The organism is Pantoea sp. PNA 14-12, from assembly GCF_004364735.1.
In the GTDB taxonomy this organism is placed as follows: domain Bacteria; phylum Pseudomonadota; class Gammaproteobacteria; order Enterobacterales; family Enterobacteriaceae; genus Pantoea; species Pantoea stewartii.
This window is the reverse complement of the sequence record NZ_SOAJ01000001.1, coordinates 462,971-486,997: the sequence shown is the minus strand read 5'-3', so window position 1 is coordinate 486,997 and position 24,027 is coordinate 462,971. Positions and strand designations below refer to the sequence as shown.

Annotated in this window: 20 protein-coding genes; 4 read left to right on the top strand and 16 right to left on the bottom strand. The window is 55.1% G+C overall.

The genetic code is table 11. From position 1 onward, the window contains the following. Positions 1 to 18 precede the first annotated feature (18 nt). A complete protein-coding gene (locus C7434_RS02410) occupies positions 19 to 1,221 on the bottom strand; it encodes a serine hydrolase (protein ID WP_058701041.1) in 1,203 nt (400 codons plus the stop codon). Positions 1,222 to 1,494: 273 nt separating this feature from the next. Here C7434_RS02410 and C7434_RS02405 point away from each other — a divergent pair, with 273 nt between their 5' ends. Then, the gene (locus tag C7434_RS02405; RefSeq protein ID WP_039341391.1) at positions 1,495 to 2,151 is read left to right on the top strand and encodes an HAD family hydrolase; all 657 of its coding nucleotides are present in this window, start codon (positions 1,495 to 1,497) and stop codon (positions 2,149 to 2,151) included. A gap of 1 nt (position 2,152) precedes the next feature. Here the strand turns inward: C7434_RS02405 and C7434_RS02400 are convergent, their stop codons facing one another. Together C7434_RS02400 and C7434_RS02395 are read right to left on the bottom strand one after the other, a co-directional pair. After that, positions 2,153 to 3,289: a PQQ-dependent sugar dehydrogenase gene (locus tag C7434_RS02400; RefSeq protein WP_058707616.1), complete on the bottom strand. Its 1,137-nt coding sequence runs from the start codon at positions 3,287 to 3,289 to the stop codon at positions 2,153 to 2,155. Between the two features lie 159 nt (positions 3,290 to 3,448). After that, complete coding sequence (locus C7434_RS02395) at positions 3,449 to 4,084, bottom strand: carbonic anhydrase (RefSeq protein ID WP_033737671.1); 636 nt, start codon at positions 4,082 to 4,084, stop codon at positions 3,449 to 3,451. A 375-nt stretch (positions 4,085 to 4,459) separates the two neighbouring features. Here C7434_RS02395 and rimO point away from each other — a divergent pair, with 375 nt between their 5' ends. Further along, entirely contained in the window at positions 4,460 to 5,788 is a 1,329-nt protein-coding gene (rimO, locus tag C7434_RS02390; protein WP_039341398.1) for a 30S ribosomal protein S12 methylthiotransferase RimO, read from the top strand. Here the strand turns inward: rimO and C7434_RS02385 are convergent. The 6 genes from C7434_RS02385 to C7434_RS02360 all read right to left on the bottom strand — a co-directional run bounded on the left by C7434_RS02385 (position 5,785) and on the right by C7434_RS02360 (position 12,573). Then, the gene (locus C7434_RS02385; RefSeq protein WP_033737673.1) at positions 5,785 to 6,234 is read right to left on the bottom strand and encodes a DUF4385 domain-containing protein; all 450 of its coding nucleotides are present in this window, start codon (positions 6,232 to 6,234) and stop codon (positions 5,785 to 5,787) included. The genes rimO and C7434_RS02385 overlap by 4 nt on opposite strands. Further along, positions 6,231 to 7,136 (bottom strand): glutathione ABC transporter permease GsiD, encoded by a 906-nt coding sequence (gsiD, locus tag C7434_RS02380; RefSeq protein WP_039341402.1) that lies wholly within the window; start codon positions 7,134 to 7,136, stop codon positions 6,231 to 6,233. The genes C7434_RS02385 and gsiD overlap by 4 nt, the downstream gene beginning before the upstream one ends. Next, the gene (gene gsiC / locus C7434_RS02375; RefSeq protein ID WP_058701044.1) at positions 7,136 to 8,062 is read right to left on the bottom strand and encodes a glutathione ABC transporter permease GsiC; all 927 of its coding nucleotides are present in this window, start codon (positions 8,060 to 8,062) and stop codon (positions 7,136 to 7,138) included. Before gsiC ends, gsiD begins: the two co-directional genes overlap by 1 nt. 109 nt (positions 8,063 to 8,171) lie before the next feature. Then, entirely contained in the window at positions 8,172 to 9,707 is a 1,536-nt protein-coding gene (gene gsiB / locus C7434_RS02370) for a glutathione ABC transporter substrate-binding protein GsiB (protein WP_033737674.1), read from the bottom strand. A gap of 54 nt (positions 9,708 to 9,761) precedes the next feature. Continuing rightward, a complete protein-coding gene (locus tag C7434_RS02365) occupies positions 9,762 to 11,651 on the bottom strand; it encodes a dipeptide ABC transporter ATP-binding protein (RefSeq protein WP_133745107.1) in 1,890 nt (629 codons plus the stop codon). Then, on the bottom strand, positions 11,614 to 12,573 hold the full coding sequence (locus C7434_RS02360) for an isoaspartyl peptidase/L-asparaginase (protein WP_133745106.1): 960 nt from the start codon (positions 12,571 to 12,573) through the stop codon (positions 11,614 to 11,616). Before C7434_RS02360 ends, C7434_RS02365 begins: the two co-directional genes overlap by 38 nt. 218 nt (positions 12,574 to 12,791) lie before the next feature. Between C7434_RS02360 and moeA the strand changes: the two genes are divergently transcribed. Beyond that, on the top strand, positions 12,792 to 14,027 hold the full coding sequence (gene moeA / locus C7434_RS02355; protein WP_133745105.1) for a molybdopterin molybdotransferase MoeA: 1,236 nt from the start codon (positions 12,792 to 12,794) through the stop codon (positions 14,025 to 14,027). Continuing rightward, entirely contained in the window at positions 14,028 to 14,795 is a 768-nt protein-coding gene (gene moeB, locus C7434_RS02350; RefSeq protein ID WP_039341414.1) for a molybdopterin-synthase adenylyltransferase MoeB, read from the top strand. It abuts the gene before it with no gap. Positions 14,796 to 14,888: 93 nt separating this feature from the next. Here moeB and C7434_RS02345 read toward each other — a convergent pair whose 3' ends face one another. From C7434_RS02345 to mntR, 7 genes are all read right to left on the bottom strand, one after another. Beyond that, complete coding sequence (locus C7434_RS02345) at positions 14,889 to 16,481, bottom strand: ABC-F family ATPase (RefSeq protein WP_039341417.1); 1,593 nt, start codon at positions 16,479 to 16,481, stop codon at positions 14,889 to 14,891. A gap of 321 nt (positions 16,482 to 16,802) precedes the next feature. Beyond that, positions 16,803 to 17,204 carry an H-NS family nucleoid-associated regulatory protein gene (locus tag C7434_RS02340; RefSeq protein WP_014606234.1) on the bottom strand — a complete coding sequence of 134 codons (402 nt, stop codon included), beginning with the start codon at positions 17,202 to 17,204 and terminating at the stop codon, positions 16,803 to 16,805. A gap of 702 nt (positions 17,205 to 17,906) precedes the next feature. Beyond that, positions 17,907 to 19,436: an efflux transporter outer membrane subunit gene (locus tag C7434_RS02335; protein WP_058701048.1), complete on the bottom strand. Its 1,530-nt coding sequence runs from the start codon at positions 19,434 to 19,436 to the stop codon at positions 17,907 to 17,909. A gap of 1 nt (position 19,437) precedes the next feature. After that, a complete protein-coding gene (locus tag C7434_RS02330) occupies positions 19,438 to 21,006 on the bottom strand; it encodes a DHA2 family efflux MFS transporter permease subunit (RefSeq protein ID WP_033737679.1) in 1,569 nt (522 codons plus the stop codon). Beyond that, positions 21,003 to 22,151 (bottom strand): HlyD family secretion protein, encoded by a 1,149-nt coding sequence (locus tag C7434_RS02325; protein ID WP_033737680.1) that lies wholly within the window; start codon positions 22,149 to 22,151, stop codon positions 21,003 to 21,005. Before C7434_RS02325 ends, C7434_RS02330 begins: the two co-directional genes overlap by 4 nt. Before the next feature lie 143 nt (positions 22,152 to 22,294). Then, a complete protein-coding gene (locus tag C7434_RS02320; RefSeq protein WP_054634256.1) occupies positions 22,295 to 23,404 on the bottom strand; it encodes an SLC13 family permease in 1,110 nt (369 codons plus the stop codon). A gap of 24 nt (positions 23,405 to 23,428) precedes the next feature. Further along, a complete protein-coding gene (gene mntR / locus C7434_RS02315; RefSeq protein ID WP_033737682.1) occupies positions 23,429 to 23,887 on the bottom strand; it encodes a manganese-binding transcriptional regulator MntR in 459 nt (152 codons plus the stop codon). Between the last annotated feature and the right edge of the window lie 140 nt (positions 23,888 to 24,027).

Sequence of the window (24,027 nt, the reverse complement as noted above, 5' to 3'; positions counted from 1 at the left end):
CCATCGCGTCCCTGATTATTAGCTGAACCACTTCCCGAACCAGCCGTTGAACTTCATCATCACAAAATCGATCATCCGGCTGAAGAAGCCGCCCTCCGGCACATCCTGCAGCACGACCAGTGGCCGTTGTTCAATGGTTTTGCCATCCAGCTGGAAATTAATGGTGCCGACGACCTGATTTTTCTTCAGCGGCGCTTCTAACTGGGGCGATGACAGCGTATAGCTGGCTTTCAGGTTTTTCATCTGACCTTTTGGAATGGTCAGCGCGGCATCCTTCGCCACGCCCAGACTGACCTGACTCTGATCACCAAACCAGACGCGCTGCTGGGCGAACGGGGCATCCGCTTTGACTGGCGTAACCGTTTCGAAGAAGCGGAAACCCCACGTCAGCAGCTTTTCGCTTTCGCGGAAGCGAATGGCATCGCTGGCGGTGCCCAGCACCACCGAAATCAGTCGCATATCGCCCTCGGTTGCCGAGGCGACCAGATTATTACCTGCGCCTGACGTATGGCCCGTCTTGATGCCGTCAACGTGAAGGTTGGTGCTCCAGAGCAGACGGTTGCGGTTCATCTGGCGAATATGATTGAAGGTGAACTCTTTCTCTTTATTCAGTGCGTACTCTTCCGGCACGTCGCGGATCAACGCCTGACCAAGCAGCGCCATATCCCGTGCGGTGCTGTACTGCCCTTCCGCATCCAGACCGTGTACCGTCATGAAATGTGTATTGGTCAGCCCCAGCGCTTTAACGTAGTTATTCATCAGCCCGATAAACGCGTCCTGACTGCCTGCCACATAGTCGGCCAGCGCGATACAGGCATCATTGCCTGACTGGATCACAATGCCTTTATTCAGCTCATGCACCGGAATACGATCGCCCGGTTTAAGAAACATCAGCGACGATCCGCGCAGTTTGGGGTTGCCGGTCGCCCAGGCATCCTGTCCTACGGTCACCATGTCATCTGGCTTAATTTTGCCGGCTTTAATTGCCTGCCCAACCACATAGCTGGTCATCATTTTGGTCAGGCTGGCTGGATCAAGCCGCTGGTCCGCATTGGACTCGGTCAGGACCTTGCCGCTGGCATAGTCGATTAAGATCCAGGCTTTGGCATCAATTTGAGGAGCATCCGGTGCCTGTACTGCCAATACAGTCATCGGTGCAATCAGTAGCAAAGAGGTGGCAGCGACGCGCCGCAGGTGAGATGAGAAGCTAGTTTTTGTCATGAGCTTGACCGGATTGTCCTTGTTAAAACGGAAAGTCAAAGGCGTGAAACCCTCTGTCAGAACGCTACCCGCTGGCGTGACTGAAAAAAACCGCTTAATCGTAAAGTTTTATAGATTTTAGTAGATTAACCCTGGCATGACCGCCGCGCGCGTGCCATTTTCCGGCAACAGTGTCGTCCATAAAAATGCGTTAAATTCCGAAATTTTCATCAGAAAGTTAAGGCCGTCACAAAACTGGGTTAACCTGACGCTATTCACTCGAGGAGAACCCGTATGGACCTGGCACTGTTTGATCTGGATGAAACGCTGATTAGTGAAGACAGCACCGGCCTGTGGCTGCGCTGGCTGGTTTCACAAGGCTTTGCGTCCAGTGAGCTGATTGAGGAAGAGCAGGCGCTTATGCGTCAGTATTACGCCGGGACGCTGTCCATTGAAGACTATATGCATAAAACGCTGTCCCCGTTAAGCGGCATGGCGACCCTGACGGTTGAGGGCTGGATCCGCCGCTTTATTCATCGCGACATTATGCCGCGCGTCTATCCTGAAGCCCGGGAACGTCTCAAATGGCATCAGTCACGTGGCGACAGAATCATTGTTATCTCCGCCAGCGGTGAACATCTGGTGACGCCGATTGCCCGCCAGTTAGGGGCCTGCGGTGCCCTCGCCATCGGTGTGGAAGTTGTGGATGAGCGCTACAGCGGCAACACCTACGGAACGATGACCTTTCAGCAGGGCAAAGTGACGCGGGTGGAAGAATGGAAAGCCCAGCGGCCGGATGAACACTACTCACATACCTGGGCTTACAGTGATTCTCTGAACGACCTGCCGATGCTGGTGCAGGCCGATTATGCTCACGTGATTAACCCTGCGGAACCGTTACGCCAGGAAGCCGAAAAACGCGGCTGGCCGGTTTACCACTGGGCGCGTTAAGTTAACCGCGGGAGGCGCTGGCGTCCTGCGCCAGCCCTACCTTCAGGAGCTTGCCGTTAGCTTCATCCGTCAACACATACAGATACCCATCCGGCCCCTGGCGGACATCACGAATGCGTTCGTTTCGCTCACCCAGCAGGCGTTGCGCCTCAACGACTTTTTCACCATTGACACGCAGTCGAATCAGTTGCTTCTCTTTCAGCGCCCCGATAAAGAGTGAATTTTTCCATTGGGGGAAACGGGCACTGTTATAAAAGGCCATGCCGCTTAGCGCTGGTGAAACTTTCCAGTAAAATACCGGCTGTTCCGTGCCCGCCACGTGCGTGCCTTTCGATTCAGGAACCTTGCTGCCGTTGTAATCAATGCCGTAGGTCGCCAGCGGCCAACCATAATTTTTCCCTTTTTCGATCACGTTGACCTCATCGCCACCGCGTGGGCCGTGCTCGCTTTCCCACATGACCTGTGTCCAGGGATTAAGCGCCAGGCCTTGTGGGTTACGTAAACCGTAGGCCCAGATTTCAGGCCGGGCACCCTGCCTGCCCACGAAAGGATTATCCCTGGGAACGCTACCGTCGCCGTTCAGGCGCAGCAGTTTTCCCTGCAGCTTGTCGAGATCCTGGGCGGCGCTGCTGACAAAATTATCCCCGAAGGCAATCCACACAAACCCCTGACGGTCAAAGGCCAGCCGGGTGCCAATATTGTTGCCGCTTGAGAGCCGGGGCGTTTGGCTGATGACTTCATGAAAATCGGTCAGCTGGCGATGATCGTCGCTGAGTGTGCCATAACCCACGACGGCCCCCGCCTTGCCGTCGCTGTCCGCTTTGGTATAGCTGAGCCACACCCGACGGCTCTGGGCAAAATCCGGGGCCAGCACCACATCCAGCAGGCCGCTCTGTCGCTGCGCCCACACCGCGGGCACGCCCTTAATCGGCTCAGATAAACCGGTATCAGGTCGCCAGCTACGCAACTGGCCGGCGCGTTCAGTGATGAGTAACGTCTGGTTATCCGGTAAAAAGGCCACCGACCAGGGATGGTCCAGCTTATCCTGAAGCACCTTCACCGTCAGATCATCCGCCCATAACGGGCTGGAAACGAGTAACGCGCCATTCAGTAACAGTAGGGTGGAAACACGGGTCATAGCATTCTCCAGACAGAGGCAGTGTGTTTAAGCGTAGTCAGCCTGTCCGGCATGATGTTGAGGATTTACAAAAGATTAAACAGCGTGGGCGTGATAAAGACGGGATGAAAAAACAGGCGGTAAGGGGCCCGCGACCTGAACGGCGCGGGCAAACGGAACTTACTCGAAAAAGGTCTCGGGATTATCCGCCAGCGAGATGAACTCTTTACCGCCCGGCGTGAGCGCCAGAATGGTGCCCGACTCAATGTCGTAAACCCAGCCATGCAGACGCAGCTTGCCCTGACGTAACCCTACCGACACCGAAGGATGGGTTTTCATGTTGTTTAGCTGCGCAATCACGTTCTCCTGCACCATAGCGTTGAGCTTTTTCTCGGGTGATTCATAGTCACGCTGCTCCACCACCGCTTTGGCCGCATCGGCAAAGCGCAGCCAGTGCTCGACGGCTGGCATGCTGTCCATGCAGGCACAGGACGAAATCGCGTTCATCGCACCGCAGTTAGAGTGACCACAGATGATGATGTCAGAAACGCCCAGCACCATCACCGCATACTCAATGGTGGCTGACACGCCACCCGGCTCCGGCCCAAAAGACGGCACAATGTTGCCCGCATTACGGATAACGAATAGCTGCCCGGGTTCCTGCTGCGTGACCAGCTCCGGCACCAGACGGCTGTCTGAGCAAGAGATAAACAGGGCTTTCGGGTTCTGATTTGAGGCCAGACTTTTAAACAGCGCCTCTCTTTCAGGAAAGACAGTCTGCTGAAAACTCAGAAACCCGTTAATGATCTCTTTCATTATTTTGCTCTCACATTATCCACGTCATTGTCTGAAAGGCCAGGCTCTCAGCACTTGTTAAGCGAATCATTATTAATGAAAACAAGCAAATATCAACCAACAATATGACCGTCAAATGGCGTTATCACCTGCATTGATAAGAAAATTAACGAATTAATTTTTAGCTATTTATTAGAAATCCTTTTGCAAAACGGCGGGTTACTGCGGTTTTCTTCCTTTCCGATCATCGGCTTAAACGCCTGTCACTCTCGGGAACCCTTTACGGTTTTTTGCGTGACTTTACACTGTTATGCCTGAGGTCAGATAACGCTACAATTTTCATCGCAACACAGGTAAAATCGCGCGCCATTGCTGTGCTGAACCGGAAACCACCTTATGTCCACTACTACTACACTGCCGCCGCGCGTGGGATTTGTCTCGCTTGGCTGCCCCAAAAACCTTGTCGACTCTGAGCGCATTCTGACGGAACTGCGCACCGAGGGCTATGAGGTGGTCCCACGCTATGACGATGCGGAAATCGTTATCGTCAACACCTGCGGATTCATCGACAGCGCCGTCCAGGAATCGCTGGAAGCGATCGGTGAAGCCCTGAACGAAAACGGCAAGGTGATTGTGACCGGCTGCCTGGGAGCGAAAGTCGACCAGATTCGCGAAGTGCACCCGAAGGTACTGGAAATCACCGGTCCGCACAGCTATGAACAAGTGCTGTCGCACGTGCACCGCTACGTGCCGAAGCCCCAACATAATCCGTTCCTGAGTCTGGTGCCGCAACAGGGCGTGAAGCTGACGCCGCGTCATTACGCTTACCTGAAAATTTCTGAAGGCTGCAACCATCGCTGCACCTTCTGTATCATCCCGTCTATGCGCGGCGATCTCGACAGTCGTGCCATTGGCGAAGTGCTGGACGAAGCAAAACGGCTGGTTGAAGCGGGCGTGAAAGAGTTGCTGGTCATTTCGCAGGATACCTCGGCTTACGGCGTGGACGTGAAACACCGCACAGGGTTCTGGAACGGCGCGCCGGTGAAAACCAGCATGGTGAGCCTGTGCGAGCAGTTAGCGAAACTCGGCGTGTGGGTTCGCCTGCATTATGTTTATCCTTATCCTCACGTGGACGACGTGATTCCACTGATGGCAGAAGGCAAGATTCTGCCGTATCTGGATATCCCGCTTCAGCACGCCAGCCCACGCATTCTGAAGCTGATGAAGCGTCCGGGTGCCGTGGAACGCACGCTGGAGCGCATTAAGCGCTGGCGTGAGATCTGCCCGACGCTGACGCTGCGCTCAACATTTATTGTAGGCTTCCCCGGCGAAACCGAAGAAGACTTCCAGATGCTGCTCGACTTTATTAAAGAAGCGCGTCTGGATCGTGTGGGTTGCTTCCAGTACAGCCCGGTTGAAGGCGCAACGGCAAACCAGTTACCCGATCCGGTCGATGACGCAGTGAAACAGGAACGTTATGACCGCTTTATGCAGTTGCAGCAGCAGATCTCTGCCGAGCGCCTGCAGGAAAAAATCGGCCGTGAAATTATGGTCATCATCGATGAAGTCGATGAAGAAGGCGCGATTGGTCGCAGCATGGCTGACGCGCCAGAGATCGATGGTGCCGTCTACCTGAATGGCGAGAGCAACGTTAAGCCGGGCGATGTTCTGCGAGTCAAAGTGGAACATGCTGACGAATACGATTTGTGGGCGAGCCGCGTCTAACCATACTTCTGCTGGTGCGCTTTTTTGCGCGCCAGATAGTCGTCATCTGCCCGTAGCTTATCCCAGTACGCTTTGAAAATGGCCGCCGCAGCGGCCTTTTCTTCGTCCCTGCCCCGGGGCAACTCCTTGCCCTCCGCATCGTATTTCCGTCCGCCCTTATGGTTGCTGTAGCGGCGCGCACGGGTGTAGCCCATTTGAATAAATTTGCGCGCCATGTCCATGCCCACAAAGTCATCCTGCTGACGATAGGCTTCGAACAGCCGCATGATTTCTTCTGCCGAGGCTTTCGCAACCTCAACGGTACGAAAACGCCAGTGCGGCAGGATTTCGCCTTTATAGGGCTGGACCATCAGCACGCCCTGCTCACCGCGCCCGACCTGATAACGTTCAGGATGTTTGCGGAAGTCGATAGTGCTGAAGTCTTGTTCATAGTCAAAAGGTTTCATGTCTTCAGTTTAGGATCAAGTGCGTCACGTAGCCCGTCGCCAAGCAAATTAAAGGCTAAAACCGTGAAAAAAATAGCCAGTGCCGGAAAAATCGCCACGTGCGGCGCGATAACCATATCCGCGCGCGCTTCGTTGAGCATCGCGCCCCACTCTGGCGTCGGTGGCTGCGCGCCCAGCCCCAGAAATGACAGGCTTGCGGCGGTGATAATCGAGGTCCCGATGCGCATGGTGAAGTACACCACAATAGAGGATACCGTGCCGGGCAGCAGGTGACGTATCATGATCGTCCAGTCTGACGCTCCGATACTGCGGGCTGATTCGATGTAGGTTTGCCGTTTCAGTACCAGCGTATTGCCGCGCACCAGGCGGGCAAAGGCGGGAATACTGAATATCGCCACGGCGATAATGACGTTACTGATGCCACTGCCCATGATGGCCACGACGGCAATGGCCAGCAAAATGCCGGGAAACGCAAACAGCACGTCGCAGATGCGCATGGTGATCCTGTCCCACCAGCCTTCATAGTAGCCCGCCAGCAGTCCTGCCAGCGTCCCCACTATCGCCCCTATCGCGACGGAAACGAAGCCGGCGAGAAGCGAAATTCGGGTTCCCACCAGCACGCGGCTAAAGATATCGCGTCCCAGTGAATCCACGCCAAACCAGTGCACCAGTGAGGGGCCGTCGTTGAGTCGGTCGTAATCAAAGTAATTTTCTGCATCGAATGGCGCAACATACGGTGCCGTAAACGCCAGTACGATCAGCACCAGGACAAACAGGCCCGCCAGCAGAGCGACCGGCTGACGACGAAAGCGTCGCCAGAATTCCCGCCAGGGCGTTCTTACCCGGTTGCTGTCCAGCAGTGGCATGTGTTTGAGTGCCGCTTCCCGTCGCCAGTTTTTCATCAGGTGTCCTTAAAGCGAATCGCCGGGTTAATGACGGCATACAGCATATCGACAATCAGATTGATCAAAATAAACTCCAGCGAAAACAGCAATACCTCTGCCTGAATCACCGGATAGTCACGCATCTGTACCGAATCCACCAGCAGGCGTCCCAGCCCCGGCCAGTTGAACACGACCTCAACCACAATCGAGCCACCCAGCAGGAAACCAAACTGCAGGCCCATCATGGTGACCACCGGTATCATGGCATTCCGCAGACCGTGCTTAATCACCACGCGGTACTCACTGACGCCTTTGGCACGCGCGGTGCGCATGTAATCTTCCTGCATCACCTCCACAAAGGATGCCCGGGTGAAACGGGCCATCACAGCCGCTACCGCCGCGCCCAGCGTGAGGGAAGGCAAAATATAGTGCTGCCAGCTGTCTGCGCCCACCGTTGGCAACCAGCCCAACTGGACGGAAAACACGTCCATCAGTAACATGCCCAGGGCAAAAGCCGGAAAAGAGATACCCGAAACCGCGAGCGTCATGCCGAGGCGATCCGGCCAGCGATTGCGCCATACGGCCGAAACAATGCCGATCGCCATGCCCAGGATCACCGCCCACACCATGCTGGTGAGCGTCAGCCACAGGGTTGGCATAAAACGCGTAGCGATTTCCGCCGAAACCGGACGCCGGGAAACCAGCGACTGACCAAAATCCCCCTGCAGCGCATTGACGATAAAGTGCACGAACTGCACCGGCAGCGGTTTATCCAGGCCCAGCTCCTGACGGACCAATGCCACCACAGACGCATCGGCTTCCTGTCCGGCAATCAGCCGCGCCGGATCGCCCGGCAGCAGATGGACAAACAGAAACACCAGCACTGCCACGATAAACAGCGTGGGAATCAGGCCCAGCAGGCGTTTAAGAAAATAGTTAACCATGTGACATCCCACACAACAGTCAGCAGCGCAGCTGACCTGCCCGGTGCCTCATTGCTGACGAGGCACCGGGCATCACACATCCTGTTCAGGACAGAACAGGTCCGGCGACTTACTTCATCTCGGCGTCATCAAAACTGAATGACGTATCCGGCATCATGTAAAAACCGCTCAGGTTTTTGCTGTGTGCGGACACCAGTTGCTCCACCACCAGCGGGATCCACGGATGATCGTTCCAGATGGTGTCCTGCGCATCTTTATACAGTTTGGCTTTTTCCGCCTGATCGGTCGTTTTCAGCGCGTCGGCCAGGTCTTTATCCACCTTCGGATTGCTGTAAAACGCCGTGTTGAAGATCGCCGGTGGCCAGGCTGCGGTTGCGAACAACGGCGTCAGCGCCCAGTCGGCTTCACCCGTTGAGGCTGACCAGCCAGTGTAGAACATGCGCACGCCGCTCTCTTTCTGGCCCTTGCCTTCCACTTCCGCTGCGCGCTGTCCCGCATCCATCGCGGTCACTTTCACCTTCACGCCGACCTGTGCCAGTTGCTGCTGAACAAACTGCAACACTTTCTGTGCCGTGCTGTGGTTATGCGACGACCAGAGCGTGGTGTCGAAACCGTTCGGATAACCCGCTTCTTTCAGCAACGCTTTTGCTTTAGCGGGATCGTAAGGAATGGGCGGATACGTTTGCGCATAGGCAATAGAGGGAGGCACTACGCCGGTAGCAGGTGTGGCATAACCGGCGAACGCAACTTTAACCAGTGCCTGGCGGTTGATCGCGTACTCCAGCGCCTCACGCACTTTCGGATTATCAAACGGTTTTTGTGTCACATTCAGGCTGATGTAGCGCTGCATGATGGAGGGCGATACCACCACGTCCAGCTTGCTGTCCTTCTCCAGCAATTTGGCCTGCTCATAAGGCACCGGGAAGGCAAAGTTCGCTTCACCGGTCTGCAGCATGGCCGCACGCGTATTGTTATCCACGACCGGGCGCCACGTAATGCTGTCGAGTTTGGGATAGCCTTTTTTCCAGTAGCCGTCCCATTTCTTCACCTTCACAAAATCGGTCTGATTCCAGGTCACAAATTCGAACGGCCCGGTGCCCACCGGATGAAAACCGATGTCCTTACCGTATTTTTTCAGGGCGGCAGGGGAAATCATCACCGCCGCAGGGTGCGCCAGAATATTAATAAAGGCCGAGAACGGCTGCTTCAGCGTAATTTTCACCGTCGTGGGATCGACCGCTTCCGTGCTGGCGATGTATTTAAACAGGTTATAACGTTTGAGATGGTTGTCGGGATTACTGGCCCGATCCAGGTTGACCTTGACCGCCTCGGCATTAAAGTCGGTGCCATCCTGAAACTTCACGCCTGAGTGCAGCTTAATGGTGTAGGTCAGGCCATCGCCGCTCACCGTGTAACTGTCCGCCAGCACATTGGTCAGTTTCATATCTTTATCAAAGCCAAACAGCCCCTGATAAAATGATTTCGCGACCGCCTGGGACAAGGTGTCGTTAGCGTCATAGGGATCAAGCGTGGTGAAATTAGAGGCGACGGCGATCACCGCATCACCCGCGGCCCAGGCGGGCAGCGTCATGACGCTACTTAATATCCCTGCTGCCAGTAAGCTTCTACGCATCGTTATCTGCATTGTTTTCTCCTGTAATCCCTGTCTGATTTATCGCCGTGGCGATAGCGTATTATTTCAGATCGCGCTGGTGGCAGAGCGAGCCACAAAATGACCGGGGGCCACTTCCATCAGCGAAACCCGTTCGGGTTCATCGCCCAGTGCACGAATCGGGCTGGGGATCTCATCGACCAGCAGACTGCGCTCGCGTTGCCGACGTGTCGGGTCGGCAACCGGCACGGCGGCCATTAATTTTTGGGTATAAGGATGATGTGGCTGCCCGAATACCGACTGACGTGGGCCGATTTCCACAATCTGTCCAAGATACATCACCGCTACGCGGTGGCTGATGCGCTCAACCACCGCCATATCATGGGAAATAAACAAAAAGGCGATACCAAATTCACGCTGAAGGTCGAGCATCAGGTTGATGATTTGTGCCTGAATGGAGACATCAAGCGCGGACACCGACTCATCGGCAATCACCACTTTGGGGTTCAGCGCCAGTGCCCGCGCGATGCAGATACGCTGACGCTGGCCACCCGAAAACTCATGCGGATAACGCTTTGCGTGTTCCGGCAGTAAGCCAACCTTTTCCAGTAACCAGGCCACGCGCTGTTCCGCTTCGCGTCGTGGCATCACCTTGTGAACCAGCAGCGGCTCCATAATCGAAAATCCCACCGTCAGGCGCGGATCGAGCGATGCATAAGGGTCCTGGAAGATAAACTGAATATCGCGCCGCAGATGCGCCAGCGCCGCTCCCGAAAGATCGTTAATACGCTGCCCGTCAAAGGTAATGCTGCCTCCCTGACTGGCGACCAGTTTCAGCAGTGAACGTCCGGTGGTCGATTTACCGCACCCGGACTCCCCTACCAGCGCCAGCGTTTCGCCTGCATACAGATCAAAGCTGATGTTCTCGACCGCATGCACCCGGCTTGTTACGCGATTCAGTAATCCTGAGCGAATATCGAAGCGCGTGACCAGATTGCGCACCTGCAGGATGGGCGGGCGATCGTGACGTACGGTATTTTGCGGTACGTCGGGTGCCGCATCGTTAAGCAGGAGAGGAAATTTCGCGGGCAGCGGCTGGTCCTGCATCGCACCCAGGGTCGGGACAGCGGCCAGCAACGCCCGGGTGTAAGGCTGCTGCGGTGCACTGAACAGCTCGGCGGTAGGGGCGTTTTCCAGCACCTCACCGCGATACATCACCTGGACGCGGTCCGCCATTTCCGCCACCACGCCCATATCGTGAGTGATAAAAATCACGCCCATCTGCATCTCTTTCTGCAGCTCGCGGATCAGTTGCAGGATCTGGGCCTGAATCGTCACGTCCAGGGCAGTGGTCGGCTCGTCGGCAATCAGCAGCGCAGGCTTACACGACAGGGCCATCGCAATCATCACGCGCTGCCGCATACCGCCGGAAAGCTGGTGAGGATAACGGCGCAGCATACTTTGTGCGTCAGGAATGCGTACCCGATCCAGCATACGACGCGCTTCCGTCAGGGCTTCGGACTGGCTTTTACCCTGATGCAGTCGAATGGATTCTGCGATCTGATCGCCTACCGTAAACACCGGATTCAGCGAGGTCATCGGTTCCTGGAAAATCATGGCCATATCCGCGCCGCGCACCCTGCGCATCTGACCGTGCGGCATCCGCATCAGATCCAGTGCCTCACCACTGCGCCGACGCAGCCGTATCTCGCCACTGACCTCTGCGCTGTCCTGCGCCAACAGGCGCATGATCGCCAGTGAGGTGACGGATTTGCCCGAGCCGGACTCGCCCACTAAAGCCAGCGTTTCGCCGCGAAACACATCAAGTGAAAGATGACGCACGGCTTCGGTCACCTGGCCGTCATGGTGAAAACGTACGTTCAGGTCGCGCACCGCCAACACCTGTTCGGGAGACAGAGGGAGCCTGTCAGGCTGGCTGTTAGCTTTCACGGTAAATTGCGACCTCTGCGACGTCATCCACCCGGGCAACAGCCCGGTACATGCCTTCGCTGTTGAACGGCAGTGCCACATTGCCCTCCCGATCAACCGCAATCAGCCCACCGCTGCCGCCCAGCTCCAGCACGCTGTCATGAATCACATTGACGCTGGCCTGTTGTAATGTCCGCCCGGCGTAACGCATTTGTGCCGCCACATCGTAGGCCGCCAGGGTGCGGATAAACACTTCGCCAGTGCCGGTGCAGGACACCGCCGCGCTGTCGTTACTGGCATAGCAGCCTGCGCCAGGCAACGGTGAGTCGCCTACGCGCCCCTGCTGTTTATTGGTCATGCCGCCGGTCGATGTCGCCGCCGCCAGGTTTCCCGCCAAATCCAGCGCCACGGCACCGACCGTGCCAAACTTACGATCCGGGTCAAGAGGATCGCCGCCCTGGGCGGCGCCATCGTGGTCAAGCACAGCGGCATCGCTGCGCAGCGCCCGTTGCAGTTGCTCCAGGCGTTCAGGCGTGGAAAAGAAATCCGGTTCAACCTGCTCAAGCCCCTGCGCAAACGCAAAGGCTTCGGCCCCTTCCCCAATCAACAGGACATGCGGGCTGTGGTCTAACAGCGCACGCGCTGCCAGTACCGGGTTGCGCAGCCGGGAGACGCCCGCCACTGCCCCAGCCTGCAGCGTTCTGCCATCCATGATGCTGGCATCCAGCTCATGCGTGCCCTGATGGGTAAACACAGCCCCTTTACCCGCATTAAACAGCGGGCACTCTTCCAGCCTGCGCACCGCTTCAGTCACCACATCCAGCGCGGATGCGCCCTGCGCCAGCAGGGTTTGGCCATGTGTCACAATATCGTGAAGCGCCTGACGATAAGCCTGTTCTTTCTCTGCGCTCATGTCAGCACGCGTAATTGCGCCTGCGCCGCCATGAATGGCGATCACTGCTTTAGCCATACTGCGTTACCCTGTGGTTGCATCAGAAGGAAAAACACTGATTTTGAATGGTTTTACGTCTTGTTAGCGTATTTTTGAATATAGAAAGCCCGCCATAGCTTGTAAAGCGGAAACTGGTCCCGCGCTAATAACCTTTCGTTGTGGCTTATACCGATGTGACTCTGAGGATAAAAGCCACCATAATAGTCAGCAATTGCAACAGACAGACTGAGACAATAATGGAAAGCTTTACTGCCGGACTGATTTCCCTTGAAGACGCGCAACAGAAGATGCTGGCGCAACTGACGCCCATCACCGAATCCCTGGATGTGCCCCTGACCGACGCGGCCGGGCGCATCACCGCCTGCAGCGTGACCTCCCCCATTGATGTACCGCCTTTTAACAACTCAGCCATGGACGGTTATGCCGTCAGGCTTGCTGATGTACAAGAGGGTCAGCCCTTAACGGTTGCCGGTAAAGCCTTTGCCGGTGCGCCGTTTTCGGGTGACTGGCCTGCGGGCAGCGTCATCAGAATCATGACGGGCGCGCCGGTACCGGACGGCTGCGATGCCGTCGTCATGCAGGAGCAAACCCATCTGCAGGGCGAACAGATTGTTATTGATGCGCCCGTAAAAGCCGGACAAAACATCCGCCTGATCGGCGATGATATTCGGGCAGGCCATCAGGTCCTTGCGCCTGGCGTGCGCCTGGGCGCTGCGGAACTGCCGTTGCTGGCCTCATTAGGCATCGCCACGGTGAAGGTGCTGCGCAAACTGCGCGTGGCAATTTTCTCCACCGGGGATGAGCTGCAACCCGTGGGCCAGCCGCTGTCTGACGGGCAAATCTATGACACCAACCGGTTTGCCATCTCCCTCATGCTGCATAAGCTGGGCTGCGAGGTGATCGATCTTGGCATTGTTCGCGACGATCCGGTCGCCCTTCGGGCTGCCTTTATGGACGCCGATCGCCAGGCCGATGTGGTCATCAGCACCGGCGGTGTCTCTGTCGGTGAAGCCGACTTTACTAAGGCGATGCTGGAGGAACTGGGCAGCATTCGCTTCTGGAAGCTGGCCATTAAACCGGGCAAACCTTTCGCCTTTGGCCGCCTGGCAAACAGCTGGTTCTGCGGCCTGCCCGGCAATCCGGTCTCGGCCGTCGTGACCTTTTATCAACTGGTGCAGCCCCTGCTGGCCCGTCTGACCGGACAGTCAGCTTCGGCTTTACCGCCACGTCAGCGCGTGCGTACAGCAAGCGCACTGAAAAAATCGCCGGGCCGTCTGGATTTTCAGCGCGGTGTGCTGCGGCGAAATGCTGAGGGTGAAACAGAAGTCGTCAGCACGGGTGCCCAGGGTTCGCATGTGTACAGCTCGTTTTCACAGGCTAACTGCTTTATCGTACTGGAGCGTGAGCGCGGCTATGTCGAGGCGGGAGAATGGGTGAATGTTGAGCCCTTCAACGCCCTGCTGGAGGGATAAATGCTGCCCGAACTCAGCCACGAGGAAATGCTGCGCTATAACCGGCAAATTGTCCTGCGGGGGTTTGACTTTGACGGACAGGAAGCCCTGAAGGCCAGCCATGTGTTGGTCGTGGGCCTGGGCGGTTTAGGCTGTGCAGCCGCCCCTTATCTGGCGGCAGCGGGCGTCGGTCACCTGTCTCTGCTGGATTTTGATACGGTTTCGCTCTCAAACCTGCAGCGACAGATTCTGCATCATGATGCGGATATTGGTCGGGCCAAGGTCGAATCCGCCCGGGCACGCCTGGCGGAGATCAATCCCCACTGTCAGTTATATCCTGTCCACGGCCAGTTGGACGATAACGCGTTGCGGGCGCTCATCGCCAGGCAGCAGGTTGTGGTCGACTGCACGGATAATGTCAGCGTGCGTGAACAGCTTAACCGGCTTTGTTATGAACTGAAGGTGCCTCTGGTTTCGGGCGCGGCGATTCGCATGGAAGGTCAGTTGAGTGTGTTTGACTGGCAGCCTGGTGCGCCCTGCTACCGCTGTATCAGCCGTTTGTTTGGCGCTCAGGTGCTCAGCTGCGTGGAAGCCGGTGTAATGGCGCCGCTGGTGGGCGTTGTCGGTGCCATGCAGGCGATGGAAGCGATAAAACTGCTGACCCGGTTTGGCACGCCCGCGCGCTCACGTTTGCTCATGTATGATGCCATGCGCGCAGAGTTTCGCACGATGCATGTCGCACAGGATCCGAATTGTGAAGTCTGTGGCCATTCTGAGTGCAGAGACTAAAAGCCGGTCTGATTGAACGCTGAGCGTGAGCGATTACAAAAGGCGGGGCAATGCACGAAAGAAAATGGGGTAGTCAGCGCTACCCCGCAGGCCTTAAACGATGCCCTGACTGCGCAGGTAGTCTTCGTAATTCCCGGTGAAATCGACGATGCGATCCGCCTTGATTTCCATTACACGCGTCGCCAGTGAGCTGACGAATTCACGGTCATGGGAAACGAAAATCAGCGTGCCTTCATACATTTCCAGCGCCATGTTTAATGACTCGATGGATTCCATATCCAGGTGGTTGGTGGGTTCATCCATAATCAGAATGTTAGGCTTCTGCATCATCAGCTTGCCGAACAGCATGCGCCCTTTCTCACCACCTGACAGCACCTTCGCGGGCTTTTTAATGTCGTCCTGAGAGAACAACAGGCGGCCAAGAATACCGCGTACGGCCTGCTCATCATCGCCCGGCTGCTTCCACTGACTCATCCAGTCAAAAACCGTCAGATCGTCAGCAAAATCGTCTGCGTGGTCCTGCGCGTAATAGCCAATTTTGGCATTCTCGGACCATTTAACGCTGCCGCTTTCTGGCGTCAGTTCGCCAACCAGGGTTTTTAACAGCGTGGATTTACCAATACCGTTAGCCCCTAATATTGCCAGTTTTTCACCGACTTCCAGCAGCAGATTAAGATTTTTGAACAGAGGACCGTTATCAAAGCCTTTCGTCAGGCCTTCCACTTCCAGCGCATTACGGAACAGTTTCTTATCCTGTTCAAAACGGATATATGGATTCTGACGGCTGGAGGCTTTCACTTCTTCCAGCTTTATTTTATCCATTTGTTTAGCGCGCGAGGTGGCCTGACGCGATTTAGAAGCGTTGGCACTAAAGCGGCTGACAAACGACTGCAGATCGGCAATTTGCGCTTTTTTCTTGGCGTTATCCGCTAACAGACGTTCACGCGCCTGGGTGGCCGCGGTCATATATTCATCATAATTACCGGAATAAACGCGCAGCTCGCCATAGTCCAGATCGGCCATGTGCGTGCAGACCATATTGAGGAAGTGACGGTCGTGCGAAATGATAATCATGGTGCTGTCGCGTTCGTTTAACACCTGCTCCAGCCAACGGATGGTATCGATATCCAGGTTGTTGGTCGGTTCGTCCAGCAGCAAAATATCCGGATTAGAAAACAAGGCCTGGGCTAAAAGAACGCGTAATTTAAAGCCTGGCGCAATTTCGCTCATCGGCCCGTAATGCTGTTCAACCGGGATACCCACGCCAAGTAATAATTCACCGGCGCGCGATTCCGCGCTGTAACCATCCATTTCGCCATACTGTACTTCCAGGTCTGCGACTTTGTAGCCTTCCTCTTCGCTCATTTCGGGCAGGGAATAAATACGGTCACGTTCCTGTTTCACTTCCCATAATTCATGGTGCCCCATGATTACCGTATCAATCACACTATATTGTTCAAAGGCGAACTGGTCCTGGCGTAATTTACCAATACGTTCATTGGGATCGTAGGAAACATTGCCGCCCGACGGCACCAAATCGCCACCCAAAATCTTCATGAAGGTGGATTTTCCGCTGCCGTTCGCACCGATTAAACCGTACCGATTACCGCCGCCAAATTTAACGGAGATATTTTCGAACAGTGGCTTGCTGCCAAACTGCATGGTGATATTGCTGCTAACTAACACGGCATTGACCTTAGTGAAGAGAGTGGATGGAAAACGGCGGCTATTATGCCAGATTTGACGTAGCGCACGCCAGTCTCCGGCTACCCTTGCATGAGTGTCTGTTGAAAACGCATGACTTTTTATTTTCACTGCCCGTACGTTTGCCGCTTAACCCAGCCGCTGGCTAAACGTACCGGACGCTGCGCAGAGGGGAAGCCCTACCTGCGCACGCCACACCGGGTGCATGACAGCGAGAGTAATAAAGCAAAGAGCAGGGTTTTTTAAATAAAAAAAGCCGGCGACATAAATGTCGCCGGCTACCACTTACAAGGATTGTGTCGATTAATCGATCAGGAAGCTGTCCAGGCTTTTACCTTCGTCCAGCGCTTTTTTAATTGCTGCTGGCGTGCGGCCCTGGCCGGTCCATGATTTTTTCTCGCCATTTTCGTCGGTGTAAGAATATTTAGCCGGACGTGGCGCACGCTTAGTGCGTTTTTTACCCTGCTCCAGCGCACCTAATAATTCATTAGGATCGATGCCATCAGCCAACAGCATTTCGCGATATTTCGATAACTTCTCTTCTTTTTCACGATTCTGTTGTTCTTCAGCGTGCGCTTCTTCACGACGTTCCGTTACTACAACGGTCAATTTCTCAAGAATTTCTTCCAGATCGCTCAGTGGCAGTTCACGAGCCTGGGCACGTAATGTGCGAATGTTGTTTAGAACTTTAAATGCGTCACTCATCACAATATCCTTGATTAAGGGGTTTAATTAAACTGTAGCGTCAAGATTACCTAATTCAAATAAAAAAATAAATTAATTTATTACTACAGATAATTCCGATAGGTTTTTTAAATGTCAGTGAAGTATTCAGAATGCTTATGTGGAGAGATAATTAACCTCAAATTAACACTAAATGCCTGCTATCCTTGCACAATGTAAACGATTTCATTGATTACACTTACTGTATGAATTCGCTATGCGCTTTTAAATTTTAACGCTGAATATTTTTTAACACCGGTGAAGAATTTGGATTAATTTGCCTGTCCTGACTCAGACGTTCTCCGCCCGGAACACGCGGTCTGTGAACAAAATAGCTGACGTCGGGTACGAGGTTTATCGCGCTTCGCCACAATAATATCGGCTTTATGGCGAATAAAATGTGGGGATATTGCCTTTGTCCCCCTTCACTCCCCGACAAAAATGCTGCATCGGCACAGGCAAGGCGACGGCGTTTCACAGCCGTTATAAGGTTGAATACATTTACAGACAATTTATGCTTCACAGTAAGTGCGCCGGCTAAATAGCCAGCAACCCTTTTAAACCACCAGCTTTAAGGGTGATTAAATGAGTTTACTGAACGATATAACAGATAAATAATAAAGCGCAGGTATTACACTGTCTGATAACAGGCCGTGGTCTGCCGCAAGGCCACGGCCTGAAGGATTAATTTACCTGGGTCGCAGGTCCAAACACGTCATACTGAGGGAGCTGAACGTTTTGATAGGTTTCCCAGCCGCCGCCCAGCGCTTTGTAGAGCGCCACCAGATCCAGCCCGCTTTGCATGCGCGCCTGTGTTGCCTGCTCCTCGGCCTGGGCGAGCTGGCGCTGCGCATCAAGCACCTCAAGGAAGGTCGATAATCCCTGGCGATAGCTGTCGCTCGCCAAATCAAAGGTCCGTTGCAGTGCACCGGTCGTTTCGTCCAGCGCCGTGACGCGCTGCTGATCGGCCCGGTAACTCACAAGGGCGTTTTCGACATCCTGCAAAGCCGTCAGCACCGTCTGGCGATAATCCAGCGCCGCGCTGGCCTGTTGAGCACGTGCAAGCTTCACGCTGGAAACCAGCCGGCCTCCCTGAAAAAGGGGAATCGACAGCGAAGGCCCCACGCTATAGAAGTGGCTGCTCCAGTCGTCCAGATAACTGGCATCGGTATTGCGCACGCCCAACTGTCCGGTAAGAGAGAGGCTGGGGAATAGCTGTGCGACAGAAACGCCGATCCCGGCGGTTTGCGCATGGAGTTTCGCCTCTGCCTGGCGAATATCCGGGCGTCGACGCGCTAAGGTTGAGGGAATGCCGACCGCGACCGCATTCGGCAAGGCTGGCAGCGCTTTCGGCGTCTGCAGTTCTGCATCCAGCGCGCCGGGGGTTTTACCGATAAGCACAGCCAGACCGTTCATCGCCTGACGCGTTTGCGCCTGATACTGCGGTAGCTGCGCCTGTAAACTGCTCAACTGCGCCCGGGCATTTTCCACATCGGTTAACGGCGCCAGGCCATTGCGCTGCTGGCTTTGTGTCAGTTGCCAGGTCTGATCCGCCACCGCGATTTGCTGTTGCAGCGTGTTGACGGTTGCCTGTGCCCCACGCAGTTGTAACCAGGCACGGACAACTTCCGCTTCCAGCGACACCAGCGCATCGTTACGTTGCTCAATGGCCGCCTGTTGCTGTGCATTGGCTGATTCGATCTGACGTCGTACCTTGCCCCACAGATCCAGTTCCCAACTGGCATCGAAGCTGCCCTGATATAAGGTGACGGGCTGCGTCAGCCCGTTCAACTGGCTGGCGACAGTGCTGTCCACCTGGTCATTGACCCCATTCGCTTTCAGCAAACCTTCCAGCCCCAGTTGCTGACGCGTGACTTTTGCCGAACCGTTCAGGCTGGGAAACAAGCCGCCCTGCGCCTGAGATAACTGCTCGCGCGCGCCCGCAATGCGCAGGACGGTCTGCTGCAACGACAGATTACCCGCGATTGCGCGGGCAATCAGGCTGTCCAGTTGGGGATCGTTGAAGTTGCGCCACCAGCGCGTATCCACTGCCGACGTCTGCGGTTTCGAGCGCTCCTGAGAATCCAGCGCGTGGTAGCTGCCCGGCAGCTGAGGTTTTGGCGCCTGGTAGTCCGGGCCCACGCTGCAACCTGCCAGCGATAACGTCAGCAACAAGGTAAAGGGATTCAGGCGATACGTAGTCATAACCTTCATGTCAGTGTGCTCCTGCACTGCCTTCGCTTTTGACGGGCGACAGCAGCCAACAAAATGGAATCAAAATCAGGGCGACAATACTTAAGCCTGAAAAGACGTCGATATAAGCCAGAATGCGTGACTGGACAATCATCTCTTTATAGAGCTGGCCGGTTGCCAGCGTCACGGGATCGCCCACCGCCGACGTAAAGTCGCGAATCGCCTGCGCCCAATGCTGAACGGTAATGTTAAATTGTTCATTTAACGGCGTCATGTTGTGCACCATGTGGGCCGAACGCGCCTGCTCCCGCTCCGTAATTGCCGCCGTGGATAACGAGATGCCAATCGAACCCGCAACGTTACGGAACATCGTAAATAATGCTGATGCATCCGCGTTCAGGCGTTGTGGGATGGTAATGAAGGCAATGGTGGTCAGCGGCACAAACAGGAAGCCCAGGCCAATAGACTGCGCACTGCGCATCATGACCAGCGTGGAGAAATCGACATTGGGCGTTAACGTGGACGAGTAGAAAAACGCCAGGGCCAGGCAGCTAAAACCAAATGCGATGATATAGCGGGTTTGCACGACCGGCATCAGCTTAAGCACCAGCGGAATCGTCAGCACAATCAGCACGGCTCCGGGTGAAAGCACCAGCCCTGACCAGGTCGCCGTATAACCCAGATCCTGCTGGGCCAGTTGAGGCAGCACGACGGAACTACCATACAGAATCATCGCCATCCCGGCCATGAGCAGGCCCGCAACCCAGAAGTTACGGTCTTTCATTACCAGAATGTCGACCACCGGTTTGCGGGCATACATTAGCCAGTAGACGGCTCCGACAATGCCTACCAGCGCCAGTACCGCGAATAACACAATAAAGTGCGACGCAAACCAGTCCTCATCTTCACCCCGATCCAGCATTACCTGCAGGCAGCCCAGGCCCAGCGTAATTAAACCGATACCGATGTAGTCAATTTTCAGTTTGCCCTTGGCCCACTTGCGCTCCCATGGCGGATCTTCCAGCAGCGGCAAAATGGCCATGATCGTCAGGATACCGACCGGGATATTGATAAAGAACACCCAGCGCCAGCTGTAGTTATCCGTAATCCAGCCGCCCAGCGTCGGGCCGATAACAGGCGCCACGATAATCGCAATCGAGGAAAGGCCAAACGCTTTGCCCCGATCCTCAGGTTTAAAGTAGTCGAGCAGCACCGACTGCTGCACAGGCTGCAGGCCGCCGCCGAAAAACCCTTGCAGGACGCGGAACAGAATGATCTGCCAGAGTTCGGTGGCAATACCACACAGGAATGAGCAGATCGTGAACATGACGATACAGATTAAGAAAAACTGTTTACGGCCAAATAAACGACTGAAGAAGGCAGAGATGGGCAGCACAATGCCGTTCGCCACGAGGTACGAGGTTAGCACCCAGGTGGATTCATCGTAACTGGATGAGAGCGAACCGGCGATATGTGGGAGGGCCACGTTCACGATGGTGGTATCCAGGATTTCCATAAATACCGCCAGCGTTACCGTAATGGCTACGAGCCACGGATTACTGGCGGGTTTCCAGCTCTGCGATTCACTCATTCCACGGTTACCTTCGGTTCAACCGATAAGCCCAGTGGCAGTGGACGGTTAGGATCCAGTCCTTTATCAATCACAATCTTGACCGGCACGCGCTGAACGATTTTCACGTAGTTGCCCGTGGCATTCTCCGCCGGGAAGGTCGAAAAGCGCGAACCGGTGCCCATCTGGATGCTGTCGACGTGGCCTTCAAGTTTCATGTCAGGCCAGGCATCCACGCTGATGGTTACCTTGTCGCCGGGATTCATTCGCTCCAGCTGTGACTCTTTAAAGTTGGCGGTGATCCAGATATCCGGGGAAACCAGTGAGAACAAGGCGCTGCCCGCCTGAACCAACGTTCCCAACTGGACATTTCGCTTAGTCACAAACCCGTCGTAAGGAGCACGAACCTGGGTGTAAGACAGATTCAGCTCGGCCACATTCAGTTGGGCTTTTGCCTGCTCGACCTGTTCCTGACGCGCTTCAACATTGGTTTCCTGCTGACGGATTTGCAGGGCCACCTGCGAGGCGACTTCCACCTGAGCTTTGGCGCTTTGCAGTTGTGCCTGCGCGGAGCGTAACTGCGCCGAGGCTGAATCAATATTGCGTTGACTGGTGGCGCGGGGATCGACGCCGCGCTGACGACGGTAATCCGCCTGCGCATTCAGGTAGTTGGCCTCGGCTTTGGCCTGATCGGCCAGCGCCTGGTCGCGTTGCGCCGGGTACTGAACGCGCGACAGTGCCAGTTGCGCCTGAGCCTGGTGCAACTGTGCCATGGCCAGGCCAAGCTGTGCTTTTGCCTGCGCGCGCTGGGCTTCGTTATCGCTGGGATCGATTTCCACCAGCAGATCGCCCTTCTTCACGCGCTGGTTGTCTTTCACCAGCAATTTTACGACGTAACCCGAGGCTTTCGCTGCGATAGTCACTGCGTTGCCTTCGGTAAACGCATCGTCAGTCGTTTCTTCATTACGGGTGGTAAACCAGAAGAAGAACGCCACGATCAACATCACCACCACGACGACCGCCAAAATAATTAACGGCTTTTTGCCGGGACGCTTACGCGGTTTCTCGTCGTTATCGCTTTGGCTATCGTGTTCTGGGCTGTTTTTATCGGGCGCGTTTTCTGTGTCTTTCTGGTGTGGGTCGCGGTTGTTGTTGTTCTCGCTCATAGTGTCCGTCGCTGGCTAAGGCCCTCAGTCCTGGGCGTAGAAAGTCAACTAAACATTAGATCGAAAACTGACAAAATCCAGTACAACTTTACTTAACTTGAGAAAGTTCGCACGTCCTGCCACGAGGGCAGGACAGGTTCGCGTCAGGCAACCAGTTTGAGCAACAGCCAGCCGGTCAGCATTGACCATGCGAGTAAGGGAACGGAGAACAGATGGAAGCGCCACCAGATGGCACGATCTTTCGCCATGCGCAGCGCAATCAGGTTGGCAAGCGAACCCGGTAGCAGGCCAAACCCACCGATATTGACCGCCCAGGCAAGGACGTCTGAAGGCGGCACTTTCTGCAAAAGCAGGATCGTGGCAGGCACATTACTGATTACCTGTGACAAGCCAATCGCCAACAGGTAAAGCTCCCCTTTGGCAAGATGGGCAATCGCATCAAAATGGGCCTGCACAACAGGCAAGCGTGTCAGCAAGAACACGTCCAGGAACATGACGATGAAGACCACCAGCAGGCTCCAGTCGATATTCAGCAATACCTGGCGCGCCATAATAAAAAAGCAGACAAGAATCAGCAGTAGCGCCCAGCCGGTCAGGTGCCACTCCAGCGCGGCGATAAACAAGACGTAAAGCGCCAGACTGACGGCAAACAGTGGCTTCTGCCAGCTGTGCTGTTCTGCGTTCTCATGTTTTTCAATTGCGCGTTTGGCAAAACTAAACCAGGTGACGACCAGCAGGCTTAACAACAGCCAGACGGCCAGCGGCGTCATTTGCCAGATAAAACCGACTACACTCAGCGAGCCGTGGCTCCACAGCAAAATATTCTGCGGATTGCCCACCGGCGTCAGCAACGAACCGGCATTTACGGCCAGCGCTTCGAAGATGATTAAGCGGGAAATCGGTAAATGGGAAAACTTGCGCAATGTCAGCGTCAGCGGCACCAGAATAAACAGGGCCACATCGTTGGTTAAGAAGGTCGAGAGCACCGCCGCCGCCAGCACCATAAACAGGGCCAGCGTGCGCTCATGCTTAAATCCCGCAATTAACCGACCGCCCAGAACATCAAAATACCCACTGGTTTCTAACCCCTTGGTGAGGATAAGCAGTCCACTCAGGGTGATGATGGTGTGCCAGTCCACTGCGGCAGGCAGATCCGCCCAGTGGTAATGAGCAAGAAACAGCAGAACAACCCCAACAACGACTAACAAGTGCAATATATGGTCATGCAGAAATGAGCGAAGCACAATGGGCATGATGTCCGGCGCCTTAACTGAGGATTAATTGTTTTGGTAAAATTTCTGGAATACGGCCAGGGTTTCATCACTGACGTGATGTTCGATGCCTTCAGAATCGCGGCGTGCCGTTTCCGGACTAATGCCAAGCGCTAACAGGAAGGTTTCAACGATGTGATGGCGGGCGCGGCTCTCTTCAGCCAGCTTTTCCCCTTCACGCGTCAAAAAGACGCCGCGATAAGGCACCTGCTCGACCAGGCCGGCGGTTCCTAACCGCTTTAACATTTTGGCGACGGTCGGTTGCGAAACCCCCAAACGCGCGGCCATGTCGACCTGGCGCGCCTCGCCAAACTCACCAATCAAATCAGAGATTAGCTCAACATAGTCATCAATCAGTTCACGACGATGCGCTTCGCGCACCTGCCGAAAACCTTCGACATGCTCTTCAATATCTTTTAGTGGTCCTTGCGGGGCAGAAACCACGCTTTTGGCACGACGACTCATTCAGCTTCCTCTTTATTTTTTCCACACCAGCCCTTCCGTGTGGATTTAGCTGCGCTCATTGTAAACCAGGCGCAAATAAGCTCAAATTTTTCGTCGTTAGCCTTGGCTAAACGGTATAGCCAGTGCTATATTTGTCGATA

Bases quoted from the DNA above. Each gene is read 5' to 3' on its own strand.
- C7434_RS02410 (WP_058701041.1), bottom strand. From the start codon at position 1,221: ATGACAAAAACTAGCTTCTCATCTCACCTGCGGCGCGTCGCTGCCACC.
- C7434_RS02405 (WP_039341391.1), top strand. From the start codon at position 1,495: ATGGACCTGGCACTGTTTGATCTGGATGAAACGCTGATTAGTGAAGAC.
- C7434_RS02400 (WP_058707616.1), bottom strand. From the start codon at position 3,289: ATGACCCGTGTTTCCACCCTACTGTTACTGAATGGCGCGTTACTCGTT.
- C7434_RS02395 (WP_033737671.1), bottom strand. From the start codon at position 4,084: ATGAAAGAGATCATTAACGGGTTTCTGAGTTTTCAGCAGACTGTCTTT.
- rimO (WP_039341398.1), top strand. From the start codon at position 4,460: ATGTCCACTACTACTACACTGCCGCCGCGCGTGGGATTTGTCTCGCTT.
- C7434_RS02385 (WP_033737673.1), bottom strand. From the start codon at position 6,234: ATGAAACCTTTTGACTATGAACAAGACTTCAGCACTATCGACTTCCGC.
- gsiD (WP_039341402.1), bottom strand. From the start codon at position 7,136: ATGAAAAACTGGCGACGGGAAGCGGCACTCAAACACATGCCACTGCTG.
- gsiC (WP_058701044.1), bottom strand. From the start codon at position 8,062: ATGGTTAACTATTTTCTTAAACGCCTGCTGGGCCTGATTCCCACGCTG.
- gsiB (WP_033737674.1), bottom strand. From the start codon at position 9,707: ATGCAGATAACGATGCGTAGAAGCTTACTGGCAGCAGGGATATTAAGT.
- C7434_RS02365 (WP_133745107.1), bottom strand. From the start codon at position 11,651: ATGACGTCGCAGAGGTCGCAATTTACCGTGAAAGCTAACAGCCAGCCT.
- C7434_RS02360 (WP_133745106.1), bottom strand. From the start codon at position 12,573: ATGGCTAAAGCAGTGATCGCCATTCATGGCGGCGCAGGCGCAATTACG.
- moeA (WP_133745105.1), top strand. From the start codon at position 12,792: ATGGAAAGCTTTACTGCCGGACTGATTTCCCTTGAAGACGCGCAACAG.
- moeB (WP_039341414.1), top strand. From the start codon at position 14,028: ATGCTGCCCGAACTCAGCCACGAGGAAATGCTGCGCTATAACCGGCAA.
- C7434_RS02340 (WP_014606234.1), bottom strand. From the start codon at position 17,204: ATGAGTGACGCATTTAAAGTTCTAAACAACATTCGCACATTACGTGCC.
- C7434_RS02335 (WP_058701048.1), bottom strand. From the start codon at position 19,436: ATGAAGGTTATGACTACGTATCGCCTGAATCCCTTTACCTTGTTGCTG.
- C7434_RS02330 (WP_033737679.1), bottom strand. From the start codon at position 21,006: ATGAGTGAATCGCAGAGCTGGAAACCCGCCAGTAATCCGTGGCTCGTA.
- C7434_RS02325 (WP_033737680.1), bottom strand. From the start codon at position 22,151: ATGAGCGAGAACAACAACAACCGCGACCCACACCAGAAAGACACAGAA.
- C7434_RS02320 (WP_054634256.1), bottom strand. From the start codon at position 23,404: ATGCCCATTGTGCTTCGCTCATTTCTGCATGACCATATATTGCACTTG.
- mntR (WP_033737682.1), bottom strand. From the start codon at position 23,887: ATGAGTCGTCGTGCCAAAAGCGTGGTTTCTGCCCCGCAAGGACCACTA.